The organism is Salinisphaera orenii subsp. orenii MK-B5 (genome assembly GCF_003788635.1).
GTDB classification, from domain to species: Bacteria; Pseudomonadota; Gammaproteobacteria; order Nevskiales; family Salinisphaeraceae; genus Salinisphaera; species Salinisphaera orenii.
In genome coordinates, this window is record NZ_AYKH01000014.1 from 14,721 (window position 1) to 38,774 (window position 24,054).

The 24,054-nt window shown below is 67.1% G+C and carries 22 protein-coding genes; 14 read left to right on the forward strand and 8 right to left on the reverse strand.

Annotation, left to right across the window (positions count from 1 at the left end):
* Nucleotides 1-94 precede the first annotated feature (94 nt).
* From sucC to SAOR_RS08785, 4 genes are all read left to right on the forward strand, one after another.
* The gene (sucC, locus tag SAOR_RS08770) at nt 95-1,258 is read left to right on the forward strand and encodes an ADP-forming succinate--CoA ligase subunit beta (RefSeq protein ID WP_123631098.1); all 1,164 of its coding nucleotides are present in this window, start codon (nt 95-97) and stop codon (nt 1,256-1,258) included.
* A 52-nt stretch (nt 1,259-1,310) separates the two neighbouring features.
* The gene (sucD, locus tag SAOR_RS08775) at nt 1,311-2,180 is read left to right on the forward strand and encodes a succinate--CoA ligase subunit alpha (protein ID WP_123589423.1); all 870 of its coding nucleotides are present in this window, start codon (nt 1,311-1,313) and stop codon (nt 2,178-2,180) included.
* Between the two features lie 1,133 nt (nt 2,181-3,313).
* On the forward strand, nt 3,314-3,736 hold the full coding sequence (locus SAOR_RS08780; protein ID WP_123589422.1) for a GFA family protein: 423 nt from the start codon (nt 3,314-3,316) through the stop codon (nt 3,734-3,736).
* Between the two features lie 155 nt (nt 3,737-3,891).
* Nucleotides 3,892-5,520 carry an NAD+ synthase gene (locus SAOR_RS08785; protein WP_123631099.1) on the forward strand — a complete coding sequence of 543 codons (1,629 nt, stop codon included), beginning with the start codon at nt 3,892-3,894 and terminating at the stop codon, nt 5,518-5,520.
* 44 nt (nt 5,521-5,564) lie between these two features.
* On the opposite strand, the gene SAOR_RS08790 is transcribed toward SAOR_RS08785, so the two are convergent.
* Complete coding sequence (locus SAOR_RS08790; RefSeq protein ID WP_123631100.1) at nt 5,565-6,461, reverse strand: outer membrane protein assembly factor BamD; 897 nt, start codon at nt 6,459-6,461, stop codon at nt 5,565-5,567.
* Nucleotides 6,462-6,689: 228 nt separating this feature from the next.
* Between SAOR_RS08790 and rluD the strand changes: the two genes are divergently transcribed.
* The 3 genes from rluD (at nt 6,690) to SAOR_RS08805 (ending at nt 9,953) form a co-directional block, all read left to right on the forward strand.
* Entirely contained in the window at nt 6,690-7,667 is a 978-nt protein-coding gene (rluD, locus tag SAOR_RS08795) for a 23S rRNA pseudouridine(1911/1915/1917) synthase RluD (protein WP_123631101.1), read from the forward strand.
* Complete coding sequence (gene pgeF, locus SAOR_RS08800; RefSeq protein WP_123631102.1) at nt 7,664-8,401, forward strand: peptidoglycan editing factor PgeF; 738 nt, start codon at nt 7,664-7,666, stop codon at nt 8,399-8,401. The genes rluD and pgeF overlap by 4 nt, the downstream gene beginning before the upstream one ends.
* A 148-nt stretch (nt 8,402-8,549) precedes the next feature.
* Entirely contained in the window at nt 8,550-9,953 is a 1,404-nt protein-coding gene (locus SAOR_RS08805; protein ID WP_123631103.1) for a PKD domain-containing protein, read from the forward strand.
* A gap of 308 nt (nt 9,954-10,261) precedes the next feature.
* Here the strand turns inward: SAOR_RS08805 and uvrA are convergent, their stop codons facing one another.
* On the reverse strand, nt 10,262-13,243 hold the full coding sequence (uvrA, locus tag SAOR_RS08810; RefSeq protein WP_123631104.1) for an excinuclease ABC subunit UvrA: 2,982 nt from the start codon (nt 13,241-13,243) through the stop codon (nt 10,262-10,264).
* Between the two features lie 246 nt (nt 13,244-13,489).
* Between uvrA and SAOR_RS08815 the strand changes: the two genes are divergently transcribed.
* From SAOR_RS08815 to SAOR_RS08825, 3 genes are all read left to right on the forward strand, one after another.
* Nucleotides 13,490-14,854 carry an MFS transporter gene (locus SAOR_RS08815; RefSeq protein ID WP_123631105.1) on the forward strand — a complete coding sequence of 455 codons (1,365 nt, stop codon included), beginning with the start codon at nt 13,490-13,492 and terminating at the stop codon, nt 14,852-14,854.
* 37 nt (nt 14,855-14,891) lie between these two features.
* Nucleotides 14,892-15,404, forward strand: a complete 513-nt coding sequence (ssb, locus tag SAOR_RS08820; RefSeq protein WP_123631106.1) for a single-stranded DNA-binding protein — start codon at nt 14,892-14,894, stop codon at nt 15,402-15,404.
* A gap of 550 nt (nt 15,405-15,954) precedes the next feature.
* The gene (locus SAOR_RS08825; RefSeq protein WP_123631107.1) at nt 15,955-16,422 is read left to right on the forward strand and encodes a pyridoxamine 5'-phosphate oxidase family protein; all 468 of its coding nucleotides are present in this window, start codon (nt 15,955-15,957) and stop codon (nt 16,420-16,422) included.
* 102 nt (nt 16,423-16,524) lie between these two features.
* Here SAOR_RS08825 and SAOR_RS08830 read toward each other — a convergent pair whose 3' ends face one another.
* Genes SAOR_RS08830 through SAOR_RS16795 form a run of 4 tightly spaced genes read right to left on the reverse strand, consistent with a single transcriptional unit; the run spans nt 16,525 to nt 19,552 of the window.
* Nucleotides 16,525-16,872 (reverse strand): YgaP family membrane protein, encoded by a 348-nt coding sequence (locus SAOR_RS08830; RefSeq protein ID WP_123631108.1) that lies wholly within the window; start codon nt 16,870-16,872, stop codon nt 16,525-16,527.
* Nucleotide 16,873: 1 nt separating this feature from the next.
* The gene (locus SAOR_RS08835; RefSeq protein ID WP_185015610.1) at nt 16,874-17,989 is read right to left on the reverse strand and encodes a cbb3-type cytochrome c oxidase subunit II; all 1,116 of its coding nucleotides are present in this window, start codon (nt 17,987-17,989) and stop codon (nt 16,874-16,876) included.
* Nucleotides 17,986-19,404, reverse strand: coding sequence for a cbb3-type cytochrome c oxidase subunit I (locus SAOR_RS08840; RefSeq protein ID WP_123631110.1), 1,419 nt, complete (start codon nt 19,402-19,404; stop codon nt 17,986-17,988). Before SAOR_RS08840 ends, SAOR_RS08835 begins: the two co-directional genes overlap by 4 nt.
* Before the next feature lie 10 nt (nt 19,405-19,414).
* Nucleotides 19,415-19,552 (reverse strand): hypothetical protein, encoded by a 138-nt coding sequence (locus SAOR_RS16795; protein ID WP_185015611.1) that lies wholly within the window; start codon nt 19,550-19,552, stop codon nt 19,415-19,417.
* A gap of 105 nt (nt 19,553-19,657) precedes the next feature.
* Here SAOR_RS16795 and SAOR_RS08845 point away from each other — a divergent pair, with 105 nt between their 5' ends.
* Genes SAOR_RS08845 through SAOR_RS08855 form a run of 3 tightly spaced genes read left to right on the forward strand, consistent with a single transcriptional unit; the run spans nt 19,658 to nt 22,143 of the window.
* On the forward strand, nt 19,658-21,019 hold the full coding sequence (locus tag SAOR_RS08845) for an NnrS family protein (protein WP_123631111.1): 1,362 nt from the start codon (nt 19,658-19,660) through the stop codon (nt 21,017-21,019).
* Entirely contained in the window at nt 21,016-21,429 is a 414-nt protein-coding gene (locus tag SAOR_RS08850) for a SirB2 family protein (protein ID WP_123631112.1), read from the forward strand. Before SAOR_RS08845 ends, SAOR_RS08850 begins: the two co-directional genes overlap by 4 nt.
* 39 nt (nt 21,430-21,468) lie before the next feature.
* Nucleotides 21,469-22,143: a Crp/Fnr family transcriptional regulator gene (locus SAOR_RS08855; protein WP_123631113.1), complete on the forward strand. Its 675-nt coding sequence runs from the start codon at nt 21,469-21,471 to the stop codon at nt 22,141-22,143.
* 285 nt (nt 22,144-22,428) lie between these two features.
* Here the strand turns inward: SAOR_RS08855 and SAOR_RS08860 are convergent, their stop codons facing one another.
* Nucleotides 22,429-22,749 carry a Rieske (2Fe-2S) protein gene (locus SAOR_RS08860; protein WP_123631137.1) on the reverse strand — a complete coding sequence of 107 codons (321 nt, stop codon included), beginning with the start codon at nt 22,747-22,749 and terminating at the stop codon, nt 22,429-22,431.
* 205 nt (nt 22,750-22,954) lie between these two features.
* On the opposite strand from SAOR_RS08860, the gene SAOR_RS08865 reads away from it, so the two are divergent.
* On the forward strand, nt 22,955-23,548 hold the full coding sequence (locus tag SAOR_RS08865; protein WP_123631114.1) for a pyridoxine/pyridoxamine 5'-phosphate oxidase: 594 nt from the start codon (nt 22,955-22,957) through the stop codon (nt 23,546-23,548).
* Between the two features lie 47 nt (nt 23,549-23,595).
* Here SAOR_RS08865 and SAOR_RS08870 read toward each other — a convergent pair whose 3' ends face one another.
* A complete protein-coding gene (locus tag SAOR_RS08870) occupies nt 23,596-24,042 on the reverse strand; it encodes a universal stress protein (RefSeq protein WP_123631115.1) in 447 nt (148 codons plus the stop codon).
* Between the last annotated feature and the right edge of the window lie 12 nt (nt 24,043-24,054).

The window sequence follows — 24,054 nt, forward strand, 5'->3', positions numbered from 1 at the left end:
GGTCCGGGCGGGGGCCGTCGCAAGTTGTCGTGCCGGGCTACAGGCGCCACAATGCGCGGCATTACGAGTTTGATGTCTCAATCAAGGCGATGCCATGAACGTTCACGAATATCAGGCCAAGGAAATCTTTGCGCGCTATGGCGTGCCCGCCGGCGAGGGCAAGGTCGCCCGCAGCGCGGACGAGGCGATCGAGGTCGCGAAATCGCTCGGCGGCGAACGCTGGGTGGTCAAGGCCCAGGTGCACGCGGGCGGCCGCGGCAAGGCCGGCGGCGTGAAGATCTGTGACAGCGTGGACGACGTCAGGCAGGCCGCCTCGGATCTGATCGGCGGCGAGCTCAAGACACAGCAGACGGGCGACACCGGCCTGCCGATCCACGCCGTCTACGTCGAGAAGCCGGCCGACATCGAGTCCGAGCTGTATCTGTCCGTGCTCGTGGATCGCGCCACGCGCCGGGTGACGTTCATCGCCTCGCCCGAGGGCGGCGTGGACATCGAGGAAGTCGCCGACAAGACGCCGGAACGCATCACCCAGGTCGCGATCCATCCCGCGGCGGGTTTCCAGGCCTACCAGGCGCGCGAGATCGGTTTCTTCCTCGGCCTGGACAAGAAGCAGGTCGGCGAGTTCGTGAAGGTCATGAAGGGCCTCTACGAGATGTTCGTGGAGTGCGACGCGTCGCTGGTCGAGATCAACCCGCTGGTCACCACGAAGCAGGGCGGGCTGATCGCGCTGGACGGCAAGCTCAACTTCGACGACAACGCGCTTTTCCGCCATAAAGAGTTCGCGGACATGCGCGACATGACGCAGGAGAACGAGCGAGAGGCCAAGGCCGCCGAGCACGATCTCAACTATATCCAGCTCGACGGCAACATCGGCTGCATGGTCAACGGCGCGGGCCTGGCCATGGGCACCATGGACCTGGTCAAGCTGCACGGCGGCGAGCCGGCCAACTTCCTGGACGTCGGCGGCGGCGCGACCACCGAGCGCGTGACCGAGGCGTTCAAGCTGATCACCGCCGGTGAAGGCGTCAAGGCGATTCTGGTCAACATCTTCGGCGGTATCGTGCGCTGCGACCTGATCGCCGAAGGCATCATCACCGCGGCCAAGGACGTCGGCATCGAGGTGCCGGTGGTCGTGCGCCTGGAAGGCACCAACGCCGAGGCCGGGCGCAAGCTGCTGGACGAGTCGGATTTCGATCTCATCGCCGCGCAGGATCTGACCGACGCGGCCAAGAAGGTCGTGGCCGAGGCCCGCGGCTGATCGCGCGACCGCCACGCCGTCCACCGAATACGCTTCAGACCAGGATCAATCCATGAGCATTCTCGTCAACAAAGACACCAAGCTGATCGTCCAGGGCTTCACCGGCTCGCAGGGCACGTTCCACTCCGAGCAGTGCATTGCCTACGGCACCAACATCGTCGGCGGCGTGACCCCTGGACGCGGCGGCGAGACCCATCTCGATCGCCCCGTGTTCAACACCTGCGGCGACGCGGTGCGTGAGACCGGCGCCAACGCCACCATGATCTACGTGCCGGCGCCGTTCGCCGCCGACGCCATCCTCGAAGCCGCCGACGCCGGTATCAAGACCATCATCTGCATCACCGAGCATATCCCGGTGATGGACATGCTGCGCGTGCGTGCCGCGCTCGACGATTCCGACTCCGTGCTGATCGGGCCGAACTGCCCCGGCGTGATCACGCCGGGCGAGTGCAAGATCGGCATCATGCCGGCGCACATCCATCAGGAAGGCAAGATCGGCATCGTCTCGCGTTCCGGCACGCTGACCTACGAGGCGGTGTTCCAGACCACCCACAACGGCCTCGGGCAGAGCACCTGCGTGGGCATCGGTGGCGACCCGATCCACGGTCTCGACTTCACCGACGTGCTCGAGATGTTCGAGAACGACCCGCAGACCGCCGGCGTCGTCATGGTCGGCGAGATCGGCGGCACCGCCGAGGAAGAGGCCGCCGAATACATCAAGGCCCACATGAAGAAGCCGGTCGTGGCCTACATCGCCGGCGTGACCGCGCCGCCCGGCAAGCGCATGGGCCACGCGGGCGCCATCATCTCCGGTGGCAAGGGCACGGCGGACGACAAGTTCGAAGCCCTCGAGGCCGCCGGCGTGGCGACCGTGCGTTCGACCGCCGAGATCGGCAGCAAGATGGAGGAAATCCTGGGCTGATCGATGCGTTGATCGCATCGTCATCCGCTGGATGATTGAAGCCGGCGTCCGTTTTGGCGGGCGCCGGCTTTTTTGTGGGTGAAGGTTCGAGACCCTTGTCGCGTTTCGCTTTTTTTCAAAGCGAAGCTTGGTTCGGTTTTGGTGACCAGTGTCGAATCAACTGCTTAGGTTGATTTGGACCTGGTGTTTCGCACTGCTGTGCGACTCACTTTCATTTGCTTGTCCAAATGAAAGTGAGCAAAGCAAAGGACACCCTGACTTGCGTCGATGCTTCGCATCGATGCCCTGTGCTGCTCGCCCGTCCGGGGCGCAGCCGGAACTCGCCGCGCTACGCGCGACTCAGACACCCGGCTGCTTCATCCCCGGCCGTGCTCCGCTGCTCGGCGCTACGCCCAAGGGACTGGAATACAGGCAAGCTCGCTATCGCTCGCTCAAGGTCACAATTGTTGTAAGTCGGATTAGCCGAAGGCGTAAGCCGACAGGAATAATGAAGACGCGAACCGTAGAGAGAACGCGGTAGCCGATTACCACTTGATGCCCGGCACTCTGCGCCTGTATTCGGGTCCCGTTAGTGCAGCGCCGGAGATGCGTCGTGGCGACGGGTGTCCGGCGCACAGCGCCGGTGCGGCAAGCTGTTTTAGCATCGCCAAAGCGATGCGAGCCTTAATCAATTATTAGGACCGCATCCCGTCGCCGCTGCGCCTCGGCGTATCGCCCCGAGAGGCGGAGCAGGGCGCTCCGGCAGCGACGCTGTGGGATGCGACCCTCGGCGGGACGAAACCGTACGAGTCGTCGCCTCGGGGCTCGGGCCGAACGCCGGCGGTCGCATCCCAACTACGCTGGGAAGGCCCCGCTCCTCGCTTCGTACGGCACGGCGTAGCCGGCGCTATGCCGGGTGTTCTTTCCTCTGCTTACTTTCGTTTGGACAAGCAAACGAAAGTGAGACCCACGGCAGTGCGAAAACAAAGGAACGACCAACTAGTGAGCGCTGAAAGCCTCATGGTGTGAATGTTTGAATTCTTGAATGAGCTTTGCGCGTAAATTCCAGCCCGCTAATCACGCGTTCGACGTTATAGAATTACGCCTATGATACGTGCTCGAATGACGTCATAGTTCAATTGAGCGCAATCGATATGAGCCAGACCTACGACATCAGCTGCGACTGCGGCCACGTGAAGATGACGGTCCGAGGCGAGCCCAAGCTATCGCTCTACTGTCACTGCGGCAGCTGTCGCGAGCTGTACGCCGCCGACGTGCTGGGCCTGACCGGTTGGGACGAGGAAAACGTCGATCTGCCGGACGACTCCAAGCTGTTTCACCATAAGACCGACGGCAAGGAAATGCACCGCTATGGCTGCCCGAAGTGCGGCATGACCATGTACGGGCGCCACAAGCCGGGTATTCCGGTCATCCGTCATAACGTGTTCCGCAAGAACAATGGCGGCAAGCTGCCGTCTGAATTGGCACCCGCGCTGCACCTGTTCTACGGCGAGCGCGTGCTCGATATCGACGACGATCTCGACAAATGCGAGGACGGTTCGGCGGTCGGTCTGTAGCTGACGCGCTCGACTCTAATCCAAAATCGAATCGGTACGGGCCGGCTTGTCGTCGGCCCGTTGTCGTTTCGGCCGCCTGCGTCCTGGCGTATCCTTGGCGTCGCAACGCCCGCCGACGAGAGGTCGGCTTTTCTTCAGCCTCGGGAGTCCCCCGTATGGGTGATTCGTCACTTCGTATCGCGCTGGCGCAGCTCAACGTCTGGGTTGGCGATATCGAGGGCAACGCTCGCCAGATGATCAATGCCGCCATGACAGCGCGCGACGATCAGGGCGCCGACCTGGTGGCCTTTCCCGAGATGGCGCTGATCGGCTATCCGCCCGACGATCTGCTGCTGCGGCGCGGCCTGCCGCGTGCGATCGAAACCGCGCTGGAGCGGCTCACGCATGAGCTGACCGGCATCACCGCCGTGATCGGCTATCCGGAGTACGACGGCGATATCATCTACAACGCGGCGGTCGTGGTGCGCGACGGTGAGCGCCTTGCGCACTATCGCAAGCAATGTCTGCCCAACTACGGCGTCTTCGACGAACGGCGCCATTACCGGCCGGGCGATTCGCCCTGCGTGTTCGAACTCGCCGGCCGGCAGGTCGGCGTCACCATCTGCGAAGACATCTGGGAAACCGGCCCGGCCGCGCAGGCGAAGGCCGCAGGCGCGGAACTGCTGGTCAATCTCAACGCCTCGCCGTTTCATGCCGACAAGCAGCCCGAGCGCGAAGGCCTGCTTGCGAAGCGCGCCACGGCCAACGACTTTGCCATCTGCTACGTGAACTGTGTTGGCGGCCAGGACGAACTCGTCTTCGATGGCCGCTCCTGTGCGGTCGATCGGCGGGGCCAGCTGACGCTGCGCGCGCCGGCGTTCGAGTCCGGCGTCTATTGCCTCGACTGGCCGGCGCCGCAGGACGGGGCGCACGTTGTCGGTACCATCGCCGAAGACCAGTCGCCCGAGGCGCTGGTCTACGACGCCCTGGTCCGTGCGACCCGTGATTATGTCGATCGCAACGGCTTCCCCGGGGCGCTGATCGGCGCCTCCGGCGGCATCGACTCGGCGCTGGCCATGGCGGTGGCCGCCGATGCGCTGGGCGGCGATCGGGTCTGGGCGGTGTCCATGCCCTCGCGCTACACCGCCGACATCAGCAACGTCGACGCCGCCGAGCAGGCCAGGTGCATGGGCGTGCGCTATGACGAGCTGTCGATCGAACAGGGCTTCTCCGCGCTGCTGGACACGCTCGGCCCGCTGTTCGGCGATCGCGCGCCCGACACCGCCGAGGAGAATCTGCAGTCGCGTATTCGCGGCGCGCTGCTGATGTCGTTGTCCAACAAGTTCGGCCACGTGGTGCTGGCGACCGGCAACAAGTCGGAGATGGCGGTCGGCTATGCCACGCTGTATGGCGACATGTGCGGCGGTTTCGCGCCGCTCAAGGACATCTACAAGACCTGGGTCTACCGGCTGGCACGGTTTCGCAACACCCGTGGCGAAGTGATTCCCGCGCGCGTCATCGAGCGCCCGCCCTCCGCCGAGCTGCGCGCCGATCAGGCCGACACCGACACCCTGCCGGACTACGACGTGCTCGATCCGATCATCGAGGCCTACGTCGAACGGGGCGAGTCGATCGAGGGCATCTGCGCGCTCGGCTACGCCGAGGCCGACGTGCGCCAGGCGGCCGGCCTGATCCGCCGCAACGAATACAAGCGTCGCCAGGCCGCGCCGGGGCCGAAGGTCACCCACCGTGCCTTCGGCCGCGATCGACGCTATCCCATCACCGCCGTCTACGGCGACCTGTAGGACCGATCACACCCGACGCGTCGGCGGCGCCGGGCGGTGGCGCGCTAGTCGCTGTCGTCGTCCTGTGCCGGGCTGCCGCCGGCGGCCGAGGCGCTGCCCATGTCCGGCAGTTCATAGGCCGGTTCTTCGCCGGCGCGCTGCCGATAGAACTCGTCGCGGTGCAGGATGTAGTTGGGATAGGACGTCTGCAGGATGGCGCGGGTGTCTTCGGCCAGGTCCGGCAGCCCGAGCCGGGCGTAGCTTTCCTCCATGATCTCCAGTGCGCGCGGCACCGAATCCGAGCCCTGGAAGCGCTCGATCACGCCCTCGGCGCGGCGGCTCGCGGCCACGTAGGCGCGCCGGCGCAGATAGTACTCCGCCACGTTGATCTCGTATTCCGCCAGCCGGTTGCGGATGTCGATCATGTGCAGCTGGGCGTCCTTGGCGTAGACGCTGTCCGGATAGTTCTCGATCAGCAGCTTGAAGTCGGTGAACGACTGTTCCAGAAAGCGCGTGTCGCGCTTGTCCGGATCGCCGCCGAGAATGCCGCTGTCGTTGCGGCTGTAGTTGGACAGCCCGCGCAGGTAGTACACATAGTCGATGTTCGGATTGCGCGGCCGCTGCTTGATGAACCGGTCCGCCGCCGAGACCGCGGCCTCGTACTGCTGGGCCCGGTAGTGGGCCGTGATCGACTCGAGTTCCGCCTGCGCGGCGTAGGGCGAGAACGGGAAGCGGGCCTGGACTTCGGCATACAGACGCAAGGCGCGATCCGGCTGCTCGTCGAACATGAATTCGCGGGCGGATTCGTACAGCCGCTCGGCGTCGGCGGAATCGAGCTTGTTGCCTTCCCGGTCGATCAGCGGCTCGTCGCTGTAGCCGGTCTCGTTGATACCCTTGTCGCCGCCGCAGCCTGCGGCGAGCAGCACGAGTAGAATACAAAACGCGAGAGCGATATTCCGCATGCCAGCCCCGAGCGCGCCCAAGGGCGCGGATAGTCTGAAAACAAGCGCGGAGTATAACGGTCAAGCTCCGCCGCAGTCATACGCGCCCGCCGCGGCGCCGGATCGGCGGCCGGCGGGACGCGGCGATGACGTGCCGTACCCGGTCGGCAGCGGCCTTCGCGCGGCGGTGTGCCGGCGCGTCTCGCTCGTTCCATGCCCGCTGTCGCAGCGGCCCACGGTGAATCAACCATGACGACGACTACGCGCATGCCGGATTTCGATGCGCCCATTCCGCCCGAATACGCCGGCCGGCGGCTGGATCGCGCGCTCGCCGAGCTGCTGCCGGACTATTCGCGCTCGCGCCTGCAGCGCTGGCTGGCCGACGGCGCGCTGACCGTCGACGGCGCCACGCCGCCGGCCAAGACCCCGGTCGCCGGCGGCGAGCATGTGCGGCTGTTCGTGCCCGCCGAGGCCGACGATGGCGACGTCCGTCCGGAGCCCATCGCGCTCGAGATTCTCTACGAGGACGATGACCTGCTGGTCATCGACAAGCCGGCCGGGCTGGTGATGCATCCGGGCGCGGGCAACGCCGACGGCACGCTGCAGAACGCGCTGCTCAATCATGACCCGGAACTGGCGGCGCTGCCGCGGGCGGGCATCGTCCACCGGCTGGACAAGGACACCTCCGGTGTTCTGGTGGTGGCAAAACGCTTCGCTGCGCACCGGCAGCTGGTGGCCGATCTCGCCGAGCGCACGGTCAAGCGCGAATACGAGGCGGTGGCCGTCGGCGTGATGACCGCGGGCGCGCGGGTGGAGGCGCCCATCGATCGCCATCCGGTCGATCGCAAGCGCATGGCCGTGCGCGAGGAGGGCCGCGAGGCGATCACCGAGTATCGCGTCATCCGGCGCTACCGCGCGCACACCCATATCCGCTGCCGGCTCGAGACCGGGCGCACGCACCAGATTCGCGTGCACCTCGCCCACGTGCGCTATCCGCTGCTGGGCGATCCGGTCTACGGCCGACGGCTGGCGCTGCCGCCGGGGGCGAGCGCGGCCTTCAGCGAGGTGCTTCGCGGCTTCAAGCGTCAGGCGCTGCACGCGCGAACCCTGGGCCTGACGCATCCGATCAGCGGCGAGGCCATGCAGTGGCAGGCCGAACGCCCGGCCGATTTCCAGGGTCTGCTGGACGCACTGGCCGTCGATGCCGAGGAGGCGTCGGCGCGATGAGCGTCGGTTTCCTGGCAGCGGACTGGCCGGCGCCGGTCTCGATACGCGCGGGCACGACACTGCGGGCCGGCGGCGTCAGCGCGCCGCCATTCGACAGCCTCAATCTCGGCGATCGGACCGGCGACGACGCCGCGGCGGTCGCCGCGAACCGGGATCGTCTGCGGGCGGAACTGGCGCTGCCCGGCGCGCCGGCGTGGCTGTACCAGGTGCACGGCACCCGGGTAGTCGACGCCGATGCGGCGGTGGTGGGTGAGGCCGACGCAAGTGTGGGCGCCGCGACATCGACGGTCTGTGCCGTGCTCACGGCGGACTGCCTGCCGGTGCTGTTCTGCGATCGGGAGGGCACCTGCTGGGGCGCGGCCCACGCCGGCTGGCGCGGACTGGCGGCCGGGGTGCTGGAGGCGACCGTCGCCGCGTTGCCGGCTGCGCCGGAACGTTTGCTGGCCTGGCTCGGCCCGGCGATCGGTACGCACAATTTCGAGGTGGGCGCCGAGGTTCGCGCCGTCTTCTGCGATCACTGGGCCGACGATGCTGTCGCCTTCACGCCCGCGGCCGCCCCCGGCAAATATCTTGCTGACATCTACGCGCTGGCGCGTGCGCGCCTGCGCCGCGCCGGGGTGGTGTCGGTCCACGGCGGTGGGCTGTGCACCATCGACGACCCGGAGCGCTTCTACTCCTATCGGCGCAGTCCGCGGACCGGCCGCATGGCAAGTCTGGTGTGGTCCGTGGGTTGAGACTGCGCGAAAACGGCCCCGCGGCCGCCTGGCCGCGCCACCGGCCGTACGACAGATAATGCTTGCACGCGATCCTGTTGTAATCCTGTGTTTAACGTGAATAAATACGTGTAGTGCAGCATTCGGCTGCGATCAACGGGGGTTGTCCATGGTGTTCGATCGGATATCGCGCTGGTGCGTCCTTGCGCTGTTGGTTCTCGCGCTCGCGGGATGCGGCGGTGGTGGTGGCGGCGGCAGTGACGATGACGACGACGGCAACGACGGTGCCGATCCCGGCGAACCGAATGCCACGCTGAACGCCGATGCGGGCGACGACCGCGATGTCGTGACCGGCACCACGGTCACGCTGGACGGCTCGGACAGCACCGTTAGCGACGACGCCAGCCTCGCGTTCGCCTGGCGGCTGGTGTCGATTCCGGATGACAGCGACGCCGATATCGCCGACGGCGACACCGCGACGCCGCGGTTCTCGGCCGAGGCCGACGGCACCTACGTGGCCGAATTGACGGTCGCTGACGGCCGCGGTAACGAAGCGACCGACCGTGTCACCGTCACCGCGACCTCCGGGAACACGCGCCCCTCGGCCGACGCCGGGGCCGACCAGGCCGTGAAGACCGGCGCCGAGGTCATGCTCGACGGCACCGGTAGCCGGGACGCCGACGGCGACGATCTGAGCTATCGCTGGGCCTTCGTCTCGCAGCCGTCCGGCAGTGCCGCTTCGCTCGACGACGCCACGGCTGCCACGCCGACCTTCGTGGCCGACGCGGCCGGCGACTACACGCTGTCGCTGGTCGTCAACGACGGGGAGCGCGACAGCCGTGAGGACCGGGTGACCGTCACGGCGTCCACGGCCAACAGTGCGCCGGTCGCCGACGCCGGCCCGGACCGGAACGTGTCGGTCAACGAGACTGCGACGCTGGACGGCCGCGGCAGCAGCGACGCCGATGACGATGATCTGAGCTACGACTGGCGGCTCGTCTCCCGTCCCGATGACAGCGCCGCGAGCCTGGCCGACCCCAACGACGCCCAGCCGTCGCTGACCACCGACGCGGTCGGCGACTACATCGTCGAACTGACGGTCTCGGACGGCCAGGCGAGCGATACCGATCGCGCGACGGTCAGCGCCGGACCGGTTCTGGTGTTGTTCGTCGACCGCGGCAATCCGGTCGACGGATCGCCCGACTATACGGCCACCGACGCCAACATCTTCGCCTCGCAGCTGACCATCACCGAGATTCCGGATGGCGCGGATATGCTCGGGAGCCTCCGTGTCGGTCGCTTCCGCCTGGAGGCGACCGGCCAGGCCTATACGATCGACGATCTTCGCTACGAGGTCGTGCGCAGCACGAGCGATGGCAACGAGCCGGAGTTGTCCGTCGACGGCCTGGCCAGCGGCGATACGGTCGTGGCCGGCGACTCGCTCGCGTTCGCGACCTTCGCCGAGAACATCCCGGTGCCGGGCGAGTACCGTTTCGACTTCATGTTCACGGTCCGCGAGACCGGCGAGGATTATCGCCTGACGTTCCGGGTCGACCTGACCGACGCCGATTGAACCGGCTGAGGCGAGCCGTTCGTCGTAGGCGAACGGTTCGCCCCTCGTAGCGGCTGTGGCGCGGTCCTGCGGCTACGCTACGGCCTCGGCGACTCGCGCGGTGCATGTTTGAGCCACTCGGGGCCGAATCCCTTGGTGCTTCGATAAGACTGGCTTTCCGGCGACGCCGTCCGGTTCGCGGCCTCGCGCCACATGCGGCAAGGCGGGCACCGCGGCGGAACTGCCGACACGCTCCAAGCCTGTAGCGGTAGCGGCGCGATCGTGGCGGTCCGGCGTGCGTGGGAACGCCTCCGCACCCCGGCTTCAACTCAGGTCGACGTGTGTCGTTTGCCGCGGGTGCTGCTCGCGCCGGTCGCGCTACGCTTGCGCGCTTGGGACGTTTTGCTCTGGGCCTTGTTCTTTCGAGGCGGCAGGCCGGTGGGCTTGTCGTCACCGCTGGTGTTGTGGCCGGTGCCCGGCCGGGTCGCGCCCAGCATCGGCTTGAGGAAGCGTCCGGTATGGGAGGCCTCGACCGCGGCCACGTCCTCGGGCGTGCCGGTGGCGATGATCTCGCCGCCACCGTCGCCGCCCTCGGGCCCCAGATCGATCAGCCAGTCGGCGGTCTTGATCACGTCCAGGTTGTGTTCGATCACGACCACCGCGTTGCCCGCCTCGCGCAGGCGCAGCAGCACCGCCAGCAGCTGCTTGATGTCGTGGAAGTGCAGGCCGGTGGTGGGCTCGTCCAGCAGGTAGAGCGTGCGGCCGGTGTCGCGCTTGGACAGCTCGCGCGCGAGCTTGATGCGCTGGGCTTCGCCGCCGGACAGGGTGGTCGCGTTCTGGCCCAGCTTGACGTAGGACAGGCCCACGTCCATCAGCGTTTCGAGCTTGCGCCTGAGGCTGGGCACCGGCGAGAAGAAATCCAGCGCGGCCTCCACCCGCATGTCGAGCACGTCCGCGATGGTCTTGCCCTTGTAGTGGACTTCCAGTGTTTCGCGGTTGTAGCGGGCGCCGTGGCAGGTCTCGCAGGTGACGTAGATGTCCGGCAGGAAATGCATCTCCACCTTGATCACGCCGTCGCCCTGGCAGGTCTCGCAGCGTCCGCCCTTGACGTTGAACGAGAACCGGCCCGGCTTGTAGCCGCGGGCCCGCGCCTCGGGGGTGTTGGCGAACAGTTCGCGGATGGTGCCGAACAAGCCGGTGTAGGTGGCCGGGTTGGAGCGCGGCGTACGCCCGATCGGCGCCTGGTTGATGTCGATGACCTTGTCCAGATGCTCCAGACCCTCGATCGCGGTCACCGGCGCGGCCCGGGCCACGGCGCGGTTGACCTGACGCGCGGCGGCCGGGAACAGCGTCTCGTTGATCAGCGTGGACTTGCCCGAGCCGGAGACGCCGGTGATGCAGGTCAGCTGACCCATGGACAGGCTGGTGGAGACGTTCTTGAGGTTGTTGCCGCGCGCGCCCTGGATGCGGATCTCGCGGTCGCTGTCGTAGCGCACGCGCTCGGCCGGTATGGGCAGTGTCAGCCGAGACGACAGGTACTGCCCGGTCAACGAGTCCTCGCTGGCCTCGATCTCCGCGGCCGTGCCGCGGGCGATGACGTGGCCGCCGTGGTCGCCGGCGCCCGGGCCCATGTCGACGACGTAGTCGGCCTCGCGGATCGCGTCCTCGTCGTGCTCGACCACGATCACGGTGTTGCCGAGGTCGCGCAGCCGCTCGAGCGTGTTCAGCAGGCGCCGGTTATCGCGCTGGTGCAGGCCGATCGAGGGCTCGTCCAGCACGTACATCACGCCGACCAGGCCGGCGCCGATCTGGCTGGCGAGCCGGATGCGCTGGGCCTCGCCGCCGGACAGCGTCTCCGCGCTGCGCGACAGGGTCAGATAGTCGAGGCCGACGTCAAGCAGGAAACGCAGGCGCTGGTTGATCTCCTTGAGGATCGGCCGCGCGATCTCGGCGCGGTGGCCCGGGATATCCAGATGCTCGGTGATCTCGTGGGCCTCGGCGATGCTCGCGGCGTTGATATCGGGCAGCGTGCGGTCGGCGACCCGGACGTGCCGGGCCGCCTCGTTGAGCCGCGCCCCGTTGCAGGTGGGGCAGGGCTTGTCGGACAGATACTTGGCCAGCTCCTCGCGCACGGCCATGGAATCGGTCTCGGCGTAGCGGCGCTGCATGTTGTCGAGCACGCCCTCGAAGGCATGCCGGCGCCGGCGCGTGTTGCCGCGGGCGTTGACGTAGCGGAACTCGATCTTCTTGCCGCCCGAGCCGTGCAGGATCACCTGCCGGGCCTGCTCCGGCAGATCGTGCCAGGGCTGGTCGACGTCGAAGCCGTAGGTCTCGGCCAGCGATTCGATCAGGCCGAAGAAATAGGGGTTGCGGCGATCCCAGCCGCGCACCGCGCCGCCGGCCAGACTCAGGCTGTCGTCGGTGATCACGCGGTCGACGTCGAACACGCTCTGCGAGCCCAGCCCGTCGCAGCCGGAGCAGGCGCCGTGCGGCGAGTTGAAGGAAAACAGCCGCGGCTCCATATCGTTGATCGAGTAGCCGCAGGCCGGGCAGGCGAATTGCGAGGAAAACACCTCCGGCTCGCCTTCGCCGCGCCAGGGCATGATCCAGGCGATGCCCTCGGACAGCCGCAGCGCGGTCTCGAACGATTCGGCCAGACGCTGCTGGATGCCGTCGCGCACCTTGAAGCGATCGACCACCACTTCCAGGTCGTGCTTCTTCTTGGGGGCGAGCTCCGGCACGCCTTCGTCGAGCTCGATGATTTCACCGTCGACACGCATGCGCACGAAGCCCTGGCCGCGCATCTGCTCGAAGATCTCGCGATGCTCGCCCTTGCGCGAGCGGATCACCGGGGCGAGCAGCATCCAGGCCGATTCAGCCTCCTTGGTCAGCGTCTGATCGACCATCTCCGACACGCTCTGCGCGACCAGCGGTTCGCCGTGCTTCGGGCAGAAGGGCGTGCCGGCGCGGGCGAACAGCAGGCGCAGATAGTCGTGGATCTCGGTGACCGTGCCGACCGTGGAGCGCGGGTTGTGCGAGGTCGATTTCTGCTCGATGGAGATCGCCGGCGACAGGCCCTCGATCGAGTCCAGGTCCGGCTTCTCCATCATCGAGAGGAACTGGCGCGCGTACGCCGACAGCGATTCGACGTAGCGCCGCTGGCCCTCGGCGTAGATGGTGTCGAAGGCGAGCGACGACTTGCCGGAGCCGGACAGCCCCGTGATCACGATCAACTGATCGCGGGGCAGGTCGACGTCGACACCGACGAGATTGTGCGTGCGCGCGCCGCGTATGCGGATATGGCTTTCCATGCGGAAAAGACCACCGGGCAAAGATCAAGAGAGCGAGTATACGTGGCGCCGAAAATCCATTACACAAGGCCGGCCGAGACGGCGCTGTGCTAGACTCCGCGACCGTTCGGCGGCGTCGCTTCAGGCGGTGTCGATGCCCGCCCGCACTTTGAGCCGAGGCGGGCGGTGGAGCCGGCGGTGCGCGTCGCGATCGTTCGCCGATGCGTAGTCCGGCCCTGAACCCATCACGCTCCACCAGGGCGCCCTATGACCAGCACCGAGACCCGGGCAGCGTTCTCTCTCGCAGGCATCTTCTCCCTGCGGATGCTCGGGCTGTTCATGATCTATCCGGTGTTCACCTTCTACGCCGAGCACTTGGCCGGCTCGACGCCGCTGACCGTGGGCCTCGCGCTGGGCGCCTACGGGCTCACCCAGGCGCTGCTGCAGATTCCCTTCGGCATGCTCTCCGATCGCATCGGCCGCAAGCGCATGATCACGATCGGCCTGCTGATCTTCGCCGCCGGCAGCGTGGTCGCCGCGATGTCGGGCACCATCCACGGCGTGATCCTCGGGCGCATTCTGCAGGGCGCGGGCGCGGTGGGGTCGGTCATCCTGGCACTCGGCGCGGACCTGACCCGGGAAACCGAGCGCACCAAGGCCATGGCGATCATCGGCATGACTATCGGCCTGTCGTTCGCGCTGTCGCTGGTGCTGGGGCCGCTGCTGGACGCGGTGATCGGCGTGCCGGGGATCTTCTGGCTGACCGCGCTCTTGGCGGTGGCCGGCATCGGCGTGCTGTTCGGCGTGACGCCGCAGCCTGCGCAGCTCAAGAGCCACCGAGACACGGGCACCGTGCCGGCGCTGTTCTCGCGCGTGCTGGGCGACGCCCAGCTGCTGCGGCTGGATTTCGGCATCTTCGCCCTCCACGCGATTCTCACCGCCAGCTTCATCGCGTTGCCCAATGTCCTTCACGACATCATCGGCATCCCCCAGTCGCGGCAGTGGATGGTGTGGCTGCCGGTGCTGGCGGCCTCGGTCGTGATCATGGTGCCTATGATCATCCTCGCTGAGGCCAAGCGACAGATGAAGGCGGTCTTCGTCGGCGCCATCGTCACGCTCGGCCTCACCCAGGTCGCGCTGCTGATCTGGCACGCCAGCCTGGTCGAGCTGGTGGTGGTGCTCACGCTGTTCTTCGCCGCGTTCAACATCATGGAAGCCAGCCTGCCGTCGCTGATCTCCAAGGTCGCGCCCGCGGAGGCCAAGGGCACGGCCATGGGCGTCTACTCCAGCTCGCAGTTCTTCGGTATCTTCGTGGGCGGCACGGTCGGCGGCTGGGCCTATGGCGTGGACGGGCCGTCGGGCGTGTTCATCTTCTCGGCGCTGGCTGCGTTGATCTGGTTCGGCGTGGCGGTCACCATGAAGCAACCGCGGTTCACCAAGAGTCACATGATCAACGTGGCGGAACTCGACGATACGGCCGCGGAGCACTTCGCGGCGCGGCTGCGTGGCGAAGAGGGCGTGGTCGAGGCCGTCGTGGTGCCCGAAGATGGCGTAATCTATCTCAAGGTGGACAGCGCGATCGTCGGCGAGGACGATCTCGAGCGTTTTTCACGACGTCCCGCCGAGGCCTGAAGGCACGGCCCGGCACAAACAGCGATGGAGTGTTGCAATGGCAAGTAGGGGTGTGAACAAGGCGATCCTGATCGGCAATCTCGGTGCCGATCCGGAGACGCGCTATACCGCCGGCGGGACCGCGGTCACCAACGTCAATATCGCGACCTCTGATACCTGGCGCGACAAATCCTCCGGCGAGATGCAGGAGCGCACCGAGTGGCACCGGGTGGTGTTTTTCGCGCGCCTGGCCGAAGTCGCCGGCGAATACCTGCGCAAGGGCAGCAAGGTCTACGTCGAAGGCCGTATCCAGACCCGCAAGTGGCAGGGCCAGGACGGTCAGGACCGCTACACCACCGAGATCGTGGCCAACGAAATGCAGATGCTCGATTCCAAGGGTGGTGGCAGCGCGCCGTTCGGCGGTGGTGGTGGTCAGCAGCGCGCCCAGGGCGGTGGCTATGGTGGCGGCGGTGGTCAGTCCCAAGAGCGGTCGCAGAATCAGCAGCCGCAGCGTCAGCCCGCCGGGGATCCCGGTTTCGACGACGACCTGGACGACGACATTCCGTTCTAGACCGGCGCGCCTGCGCCATGGTCGGCGCGGGGGCCAAGACACGGGTGCTGGGTCTTAGCCGATTGCCCAATGACTGTGCGACCGGAGCGTTGGCTCTAGCGGCCATTACCGGCGTGGTCGTTCGGCTCGCTTCGATCCGGCTCGAGTTTGGCTGGGTTTTCAGCGGGGCATCGGTCTCCGAGCGCTGCGTGGCGCCAAGGGCCGACTTCTGGCGCTACCTCGCAGTCGAGTCGGCTGATGGCCGCCGCAAAGTGGATTGTGAACTCGCCTCGGGGCGTGCGTCGTGGGTCCGCTCGGCCAGGAATCGAACTGTGTCTTCGTCGGCATGTTGTATTCGGATGGTTTTCGTGCGCAGCTGCATGGCGGCGCTCGGCCCGGTCGGCGGGGAACATCCGTATTGGCATGTACGGCCGTCATCGCAATCGATCGGTCCAAGCTTTCGATATGATCCATATCAAGTACGGGCCAGGTCGAATTTCCGAGAGTAGACGAGGGCTCACCCCGTTTCGAACGTGGGTGGCGAGAAGCGCTTGTCACCGGAGGAGCGAAGATGATGCAAGATGAGCTGAATCAGGGTCGGGTGAGCGAGCTGGATACGGGGACCTGTCGTCAGCTGCTTGGATCGCATTCTATCGGCCGGCTCGCCTTCAATGCCGACCCGAGTCCCGAGGTGCTGCCGGTCAACTACACAGTGCACGACGCCATCCTGTTTCGTACCGGTGAGGGGGCGAAGCACGATGCGGCAGTATCGCGTCGGGCGGCCACGTTCGAGGTCGACGGCAGCGACGCCGCTCGACGGTCCGGCTGGAGCGTCATGGTCCACGGCACGCTCGATATCGTCGAGGTGAGCGCGGATGCGTTGCAGATGCTGCCGCAGCCGCTGCCGGGCGGCTCGCGCGACTATCTCGTGCGGTTGACGGTGGAGCGTATCAGCGGGCGGCGCATTCCGCCCGAAGCAGGCTGGGCACTGCCGTTGCACGTCTGGCGTGGCCGCGATGCCAGCGACCTCATGGGCTGATCTCCGACGCGGTGCCGACTTTGGCGCAAGATACGGTGGCCGGGGACTGGCGTTTCGGTCGTGTGTCGCGCCCCGGACGCCAGCACGCCCGGGACGTCACGCTCAGCCGGCGCGACTGCGCGAATCCCGCAGGTAATAGATCGGGTCGCGACCGAACAAGCCGGTGACGCTCAGATAGAGGCCGACCAGCGCCAGCACCAGACCCACCGGCTCGCCCCAGCCGAAATGGCCGGCGTAATAGAACGCCGCGCCGATCGCGCCCAGGCGCACGATGCGGTCGGTGGGGCCGAGCCGGCCGGATCCCCGGCGCGGCGGTCGGGTGGGCACGGGCAGGCCGAGCATTTCGTATTTCGGCGCTTCGGCGTCGAATTCCTCGTGCCGCAGCGCGGCGAGGAAGAGGATGACGATGCCCGCGCCGGTGGCCAGGGCGATGGCTTCCCAGAAACCCATGTCAGTGGCTCCCCGAGTCGTCGCTCAGACTTTCGATGAAGGCGATCAGGGCGTCGAGATCCGCGTCCGACATGTCGCCGTAGGCGGCCGGCATCACCGCCGGATAACCCTTGACGATATCGGCCTTGGGATCGCGAATCGCGCGGGTCAGATAGCCGTCGTCGGCGGTGACCGTCTCGCCGCTTTCGAGCGCGACATCGTGCCCGTAGAGCCCCTGGAAGGTCGGGCCGACGTTGCGTGCGCCGTCGGTGCTGTGGCAGCCCACGCAGCCGAGGCTGCTGTAGAGCTTCTTGCCCTGCGCCGCCGGCGTGTCGGTGTCGGTGGGCACCGAGGGGCCGCCGCTGCCGGTTGCGGTGTCCGCGTCGTCGAGCGTGCCGGCCTTGAGCTTGCGCGGGTCGTTGCCGAGGCTGACCAGATAGGCGGCCAGGTCCTGCAGATCGTCCTGCGACATGTAGTCATAGCGCGGCATGATCGAATTCGGCTTGAACTGACGCGGATTCTGCAGATGCGCGATCTGGTAGCTCATGTCCGGGATCTGGCGGCCGATGATGGACAGATCCGGGCCGTTGCGCTGGGTGCCGAGCAGGGTGTACGGATAGTTGGCGAAATCCTGCGGCACGCTCACGTCGGCCTCGGTCGCGCCCGGCGCCCAGCCGGTGGCGATGTCCTGCGGGCGCACGTACATGGTATGGCAGTAGGTGCAGCCTTCCGCGCGGTAGACCTGATAGCCGCGATAGGGCTCGCCGCTCATGTCCGAGCCGCCCGGATCCTGCAGTGTCTCGCCCGGCGACCAGGCCCAGGCGTCGTCGGAGGCGCCGAGCGCGTCGATGCGGCCGGCGACCACGACATACAGCAGCAGCGTGAACACGGTCATGGCGAGCACCAGCGCGCCCAGGGCGTGGTAGCCCTTGCGGCTCGGGCTGGCCTCGCGGCCGCTGACCGGTCGTTCCACCGCCCAGTAGGTGAACAGCAGCAGCGCGCCGATCACCATCACGGCGACGAACCAGAAGCCGAGCGGGGCCTGGCTGATGTGTCGGTAGGGGTGCCACTCGGCGGCGCCTGCGGTATCGAATGCGCCCAGCGCCAGAGTGGCGGCCAATGCGAGCCGCCGGATCATGCCCGTGCCTCCTCGAACGGTGTCTCGATGCCCATTTCCGGGACTTCGTTCATGCCGGATTCGTAGGGCGCGCCGACGCGCAGACTGCGCAGCAGCAGCCATACGTAGGCAATGAAGCCGACCACGACGACCGTGCCGGTGATCGTGCGCGACAGTCGCGGAATCCAGGTGATGTTGATCGTCTGGTAGATGGTGTTGCCCATCAGGTTGATCGAGGCGCCGGTGGCCACCCCGGACCAGGTGAAGCCGATGTAGAAGATCGGGAAGAAGATGACCATGCACCAGAATGTGACGCTGGCCAGCCCGCGACTGTAGAGCTGGCGGCCGGTGATGCGCGGGAACATGTAATAGCCCGCGGCCATGCCGTAGCAGGTGAACGCGCCCGCCAGCGCCAGATGGGCGTGCGCCTGGACCCACTCGGTGAAGTGCACGTACCAGTTCACCGCGGCGGTGGCCTGGAACGGGCCCTGCAGGCAGGTGGCCAGATAATAGAGCGTGCCGAGCGCCGCGAAGCGCAGCGGGTAGCTGTCGAAGGCACGCGACCAGTTACCGCGCGGCGTGGCCAGGAAGTTGGTGACCACGGCCAGCACCGGGATGCCCAGCAGTACCGAGGAGATCACCGCGAACTCGTTGATCCAGATCGGCACCGGCATCTGCAGGAAGTGGTGCAGGCCGGTACCCGGATAGAACGCCATCAGCGTCCAGAAGCCGACGATCGACAGCCGGTGCGAATACAGCGGCTGCTGCGCGGCCAGGGGCACGATGTAATAGGCCGTGCCCAGGCCCAGCGGGGTGATGATCATGCCCACCGCGTTGTGCAGCCACCAGGCCTCGATGACCTGATAGCCCTCGCCGGAAAAAGCCAGTACCAGGAAATTGCCGACCAGATAGGTGATCGCCGTGGTGTAGAGCCCGCCGAGCAGGTACCAGACCGAGACATACAGATGCGGCCGCTCGCGGGCGAACACGGTCAGATGCAGACTGGCGATCACGCAGACCACGGCGGCGACGATCATGACGTCGACCAGAAGCGGCGCCTCGGCGTATTCGCCGGCCTGGATCGACAGCCAGAAACTGTCCGGGATCGCGGCCCAGATCAGCACCAGATCCAGCACCAGCGCCGCGTTCCAGATCCAGCCGGCGGCGTAGGCCAGCTGCGGAAAGCGCAGCGGCGTGTTGCACAGCCGCGGCACCATGAACAGCGCCGCCGAGATGAAGGTCATCACGATCCAGCCGAGGATCACGGTGTTGGTGTGCACGATCCGCAGCTTGCTGTAGGGCAGCGCGATCGCCGACAGGAAGTTCATCCAGTCGGGGGCGATGAACTGCAGCGACTGGAAGGCGCCGATCGCCGGGCCGATGACCAGCCAGACCAGCGCGGAGAAGAACCAGAGCTTGATGGCGCGATCGATCATGGTCGCGCTCCTACGGTGAAAACCAGTCGAACGGCCCGATCACGAAGCCGTAGATCACACAGGTCGCGATGAACAGCCACGCCCAGCGCGGCAGCGGACCGTGTTTTTCCTTGATGGTCACGTGTTCGACCGTCTCGTCGTCGCGCATGTCTGCCCCCTTGCGGTTTACGGGCCGGCGGCCGGGCATGGCATTGCGCCATGCGGGAAACCGCCGGTTCGGGCGACAGTCTGCCCGGTTGTCGTCGTGTCTTATTTGATCCAGATCAATTCCTTGCAAATCGCAGGGTGGTTGATCCAGGTCAAGGGGGCGGTAACGCGTCGGCGCGATCATCGGGCCATGAGCGAGCCTGTTGCGGATCGAGCCTGCGCAAGAAGAGCGAAGCCGGTCGCGGCGTGGCGCCATGTGGTGTCGATGCCGCACCGTCTGTACTTCTTTCTGGGGCTGTTTGCGCTGATGCTGGCGCTGTTCTGGTGGGCACTCGTGCTCGGTGCGCGGTCGCTCGGTCTGGCCGCGCCCGCAGGGGCGTTGCCGGCCGGCTGGATGCACGCCTGGCTGCTTGTCTTCGGCGCCCTGGTGTTCATCGTCTTCGGCTTTCTGATGACAGCGCTGCCGCGCTGGGCGGACGCGCCGGCCGTGGGCGCACGGGCCCATGGCGGTGTCGCACTCGCTCTGGCGGCTGGCTATGCGATGACCTTTGCGGGCACGTTTTCCGGAATCGGTGTCACCGCGGCCGGCATGACGACGACCGGGCTGGCCTGGCTCGCCGGCTGGGTCGCGCTCGCCGTCCGGGCACGTCGTGCGGGGCCGCGCGCCGCGGCACACGTGGCTGGTGTGCTGCTCCTGCTGGGCCTTGGCGCGGCGCTGGCGCTCTATGGCGGCGCGGCGCTTCTGACGGGCGACCGGGCGGCGTTCGCGCGTGTGCCCCGGCTCGGGGTATGGGTGTTTCTGGCGCCGCTGGTGTTCGTGGTGACGCACCGCATGCTGCCGTTTTTTGCCGCGGGCGTGCTGCCCGAGTACGCAATCTACCGGCCGTCGTGGGGTCCGCCCCTGGCATTGCTCCTGTTCTTCGGCCACGGGCTGCTGCTGTGGCTGGGCGCGCCGGCCGGTTTCGTGGTAACCGATGCGGCACTCGCGTTCATCGCCGCGTACCTGCTCGTGCGCTGGCAGCCGTGGCGGGTGCGGCGGAACCCGCTGCTGTGGAGTCTGTTCGTCGCCTACGCCTGGCTGCCGGTGGCACTCACGCTGTCGGTCGTGCAAGGGCTTTGCGCGGCATCGGGGCGGTACCCGGTGCTCGCGTTCGCCCCGCTGCACGCGCTGACGATCGGTTTCGTCACCAGCATGGTGTTCGCGATGGTGACCCGCGTCAGTCTCGGCCACTCCGGGCGGGCGCTGCGCATGGACCGGCTCGGCGTGGGGTGCTTTCTGTTCCTGCAGGCTGCCGCGGCGATGCGTGTCGCAGCCGATGTCGGCATCGCGCCGGGGGCGCGGGCGACCTGGATGCGGGCCTCGATCGTCTGCATGCTGGTTGCGCTCGTTCCGTGGGCGTTGCGCTGTATTCGCTATTATGCCCAGCCTCGTGTCGATGCCCCGGTCCGGCCGGCAGCCAAGCGATGAGCCTGTATCCGATCCTGAAAACGCTGCACGTAGGCGCGGTGGCGTTGAGTTGCGCGCTGTTCGTGACGCGGGCGAAATGGATGACCGCCGCCGATGGGCGGCTGCAACGGCGCTGGATCCGGGTGCTGCCGCATGCGGTGGATACCGTCTTGCTGGCCAGCGCCCTGGGCCTGCTGTGGGTGCTGCGCCTGAATCCCGCGCACCAGCCCTGGCTGTTGGCCAAGTTCGCCGCACTGGCCGCGTATATTCTGCTCGGTACGATCGGTCTAAAGCGCGGGGCCACGCGCGCCATCCGGCTGGTCGCCTGTCTGGCCGCGGTGCCGGTTTTCGGTTATATCGTCGCCGTCGCCGTCGCGCACGATCCGCGCGGACCACTGGCGTTGCTGGCGGTCGCGGCCGGAGGCAGCTGAGCGGTGGTGGCTCCGGACGGCGGTGCCGCGCGGCCCGAGATGCATGACGTCCTCGAGCGCCAGTATTTTCTGGCCGGGCTGAGCGAGGCCCAGCGCGAGCGGCTGTTCGCCGCCGCGGTGGAGCTGTCCCTGGCCCCGGGCCAGACCCTGTTCCATCAGGGTGAGCCGGCCGGCGCCTTCTTCGTGGTCACTGCCGGCCGGGTGAAGCTCTACCGGCTGTCGCTGCAGGGCGACGAAAAGATCATGGGCCTGGCCGGCGCGCACGACAGCTTCGCCGAAGGCGTGCTGTTCATGCCCGAGCCCCGCTATCCGGTGAATGCCCAGGCGCTGGAAGCCAGCCGCGTGGTGGCGATCGCCTGTGCCGATTACCGACAGATGCTGCAGGAATCGTTCGATACCTGCGTGTCGGTGATGGGCAAGTTGACGGCTCGCATCCAGGGCCTGCTCGACGAGGTCGAGTCGCTGACACTGCGCGACAGCCGCTATCGCGTGATCAACTACCTGATCGAGCTGCTGCCGTCGCAGAACACCGCGGCGCTCCGGTTGCGTCTGCCCGCGCCCAAGAGCGTTATCGCTGCCCGGTTGTCGATCCGGGCCGAGACGTTCTCGCGCACGCTCCGCTTGCTCGCCGAAGAGGAGCTGATCGTGTTGCGCGGCGGTCGCGCGATCGAGGTGCCCGACCCGCGGCGTCTGCGCCGTGCGTTGTACGCCTGAGCCGGCCCGGAATCGGCGCGGGGGTTCCGTCGCGCGTCGCGACCGATGCCCGACGGAAGCAGCGGTGCCGGCCAACTGCGCGGCAGGCATGCATGGCAAGCGCTGGTCGCGACAACGACATGCATCGATCGGGATCTCGGCTGCGCTTGCCTGCCGGGCAAGGCTCGCTCGAGCGCGGGTTGTCGGACCCGAAGATGCTCTCGCCGGGGGCGCCGGCGTCGCCGCATCTTTCAGCGCGGTCGTCCAGAGCGGCGGCCCGCGGCCCGGCCGGCGTGGCCGGGAGATTCAGTCGCGGTCGTCGCGGATCTGGACCATGCCATCGACCAGGCGCACCGGGAAGGCATGGATGTCCTCATAGGCTGGCGGCGCGACCACCCGTCCGGTGCGGATGTCGAAGCGCGCGCCGTGGCGCGGGCAGACCGCGCAACCGGCTTCGACCCATCCGCTGGCGAGGTCGCCGCCGTCGTGGCTGCACCGGTCCTCGATGGCGAAATACTCGCCGCCGAGGTTGTAGATTGCGATGTCCTCGTCGTCGAGATCGCATATCACGCAGCCGTTGTCCGGAATATCGGCCGCGCGGACGGCGCTGATCCAATCGCTGCTCATGTGCTTTTGTCCGTATAGTGGTTGCCGCGTCTGCATTCAAGCGCCCTGGCTGGCCGGTGCGACTTGACGTGGATCAGTTCCGGAGGCGATCGATGACGGTATCATGAATGCCCGTCCGAGCGACGCTCGGCGCGCGCCGCGGCTGGCGCGCTCCTCCCGGACGAGGTGATATGACAATCTGCCGCTCGCTGCGAGGTTCCGCTACATGAACGCTGCCGATATGTCGGATCCGGTAGGTCGCGTCATCGAATGGATCGCCGCCGCGCGCGAACGCGGCGAGCGCGACGCCCAGGCGGCCACGCTCGCGACCGTCGACCCGGCGTCCGCGCGGCCGAGCGTGCGCACCGTCTATGTCCAGACCGATGCGGATACGCTGGTCTTCTTCGTCAATGCGAACACGGGCAAGGGACAGCATCTGCGCTGGCACCCGCACGCCGCGCTGTGCTTCTTCTGGCGCGAGCTGCAGCAGCAGATCAATATCGAGGGTGTGGCCGAGGTGCTGGACAACGCGGATGCGGACCGCCTGTGGGCGCAGCGCCAGCGCGACAGTCAGCTGTCGGCGCGCAGTTCGGCACAGGAAGCGATCTTCGGCGACATCGAGGCGTTTCGCCAACGTCGTGAGCGCGAGCACGATGCCTACAGTTTCGAGCAGGTGCCGCGGCCGGAGCACTGGATCGGCTATCGTCTGTTGCCCACGCGCATCGAGTTCTGGGCCGCCGGCTGGCACCGCCTGCGCCCGCGCGAACTGTTCGAGCGCGATCCCGACGGCGGTTGGCAGGAGGCCGATCAGGAGCCTTGAGGGGGATGTTGAATTCGCGCCGGGGGGGGCCGGCGCATCGTGCATCGCTATTGCGCCCAGTCCCAGCCGGTACCGTGACGCAGCACCAGCACGCTGGTATGCGCGCGGCGCAGCACGCGATCGGCGGTGCCGCCCAGCAGCAGGTCGGTCATTTTCGGGTCGTGGGAGGCGATCGCGATGAGCCCGGCGTCCACGCGGGCTGCCTGTTCGACGATCGTGGTCGCGACCGGTCCGATAACGGCTTCGCTGTGCCACCGGATATCGTCGCCATATTCGAGACCGGCGATCTCGGCGAGTTGGGATTCCGCCAGCTTCCGGGCATCGTCAACGAAGCCTCTGGGCACGTAGGGCCAGGCGGCCATCGCCTCGGGTACCACGGTCAGCAGGTGCAGCTCGGCGGCGTGCCGCCGAGCCATGGCTGCCGTGGATGAGAAGATCAGATCGAAGGTCGCTTCGTGCGACAGATCGATCGGCACGAGGATACGGTTCTGCATCGCTGTGGCCTC

Coding starts and splice junctions, on each gene's coding strand:
- sucC (WP_123631098.1), top strand. CDS start 95: ATGAACGTTCACGAATATCAGGCCAAGGAAATCTTTGCGCGCTATGGC.
- sucD (WP_123589423.1), top strand. CDS start 1,311: ATGAGCATTCTCGTCAACAAAGACACCAAGCTGATCGTCCAGGGCTTC.
- SAOR_RS08780 (WP_123589422.1), top strand. CDS start 3,314: ATGAGCCAGACCTACGACATCAGCTGCGACTGCGGCCACGTGAAGATG.
- SAOR_RS08785 (WP_123631099.1), top strand. CDS start 3,892: ATGGGTGATTCGTCACTTCGTATCGCGCTGGCGCAGCTCAACGTCTGG.
- SAOR_RS08790 (WP_123631100.1), bottom strand. CDS start 6,461: ATGCGGAATATCGCTCTCGCGTTTTGTATTCTACTCGTGCTGCTCGCC.
- rluD (WP_123631101.1), top strand. CDS start 6,690: ATGACGACGACTACGCGCATGCCGGATTTCGATGCGCCCATTCCGCCC.
- pgeF (WP_123631102.1), top strand. CDS start 7,664: ATGAGCGTCGGTTTCCTGGCAGCGGACTGGCCGGCGCCGGTCTCGATA.
- SAOR_RS08805 (WP_123631103.1), top strand. CDS start 8,550: ATGGTGTTCGATCGGATATCGCGCTGGTGCGTCCTTGCGCTGTTGGTT.
- uvrA (WP_123631104.1), bottom strand. CDS start 13,243: ATGGAAAGCCATATCCGCATACGCGGCGCGCGCACGCACAATCTCGTC.
- SAOR_RS08815 (WP_123631105.1), top strand. CDS start 13,490: ATGACCAGCACCGAGACCCGGGCAGCGTTCTCTCTCGCAGGCATCTTC.
- ssb (WP_123631106.1), top strand. CDS start 14,892: ATGGCAAGTAGGGGTGTGAACAAGGCGATCCTGATCGGCAATCTCGGT.
- SAOR_RS08825 (WP_123631107.1), top strand. CDS start 15,955: ATGATGCAAGATGAGCTGAATCAGGGTCGGGTGAGCGAGCTGGATACG.
- SAOR_RS08830 (WP_123631108.1), bottom strand. CDS start 16,872: ATGGGTTTCTGGGAAGCCATCGCCCTGGCCACCGGCGCGGGCATCGTC.
- SAOR_RS08835 (WP_185015610.1), bottom strand. CDS start 17,989: ATGATCCGGCGGCTCGCATTGGCCGCCACTCTGGCGCTGGGCGCATTC.
- SAOR_RS08840 (WP_123631110.1), bottom strand. CDS start 19,404: ATGATCGATCGCGCCATCAAGCTCTGGTTCTTCTCCGCGCTGGTCTGG.
- SAOR_RS16795 (WP_185015611.1), bottom strand. CDS start 19,552: ATGCGCGACGACGAGACGGTCGAACACGTGACCATCAAGGAAAAACAC.
- SAOR_RS08850 (WP_123631112.1), top strand. CDS start 21,016: ATGAGCCTGTATCCGATCCTGAAAACGCTGCACGTAGGCGCGGTGGCG.
- SAOR_RS08855 (WP_123631113.1), top strand. CDS start 21,469: ATGCATGACGTCCTCGAGCGCCAGTATTTTCTGGCCGGGCTGAGCGAG.
- SAOR_RS08860 (WP_123631137.1), bottom strand. CDS start 22,749: ATGAGCAGCGATTGGATCAGCGCCGTCCGCGCGGCCGATATTCCGGAC.
- SAOR_RS08865 (WP_123631114.1), top strand. CDS start 22,955: ATGAACGCTGCCGATATGTCGGATCCGGTAGGTCGCGTCATCGAATGG.
- SAOR_RS08870 (WP_123631115.1), bottom strand. CDS start 24,042: ATGCAGAACCGTATCCTCGTGCCGATCGATCTGTCGCACGAAGCGACC.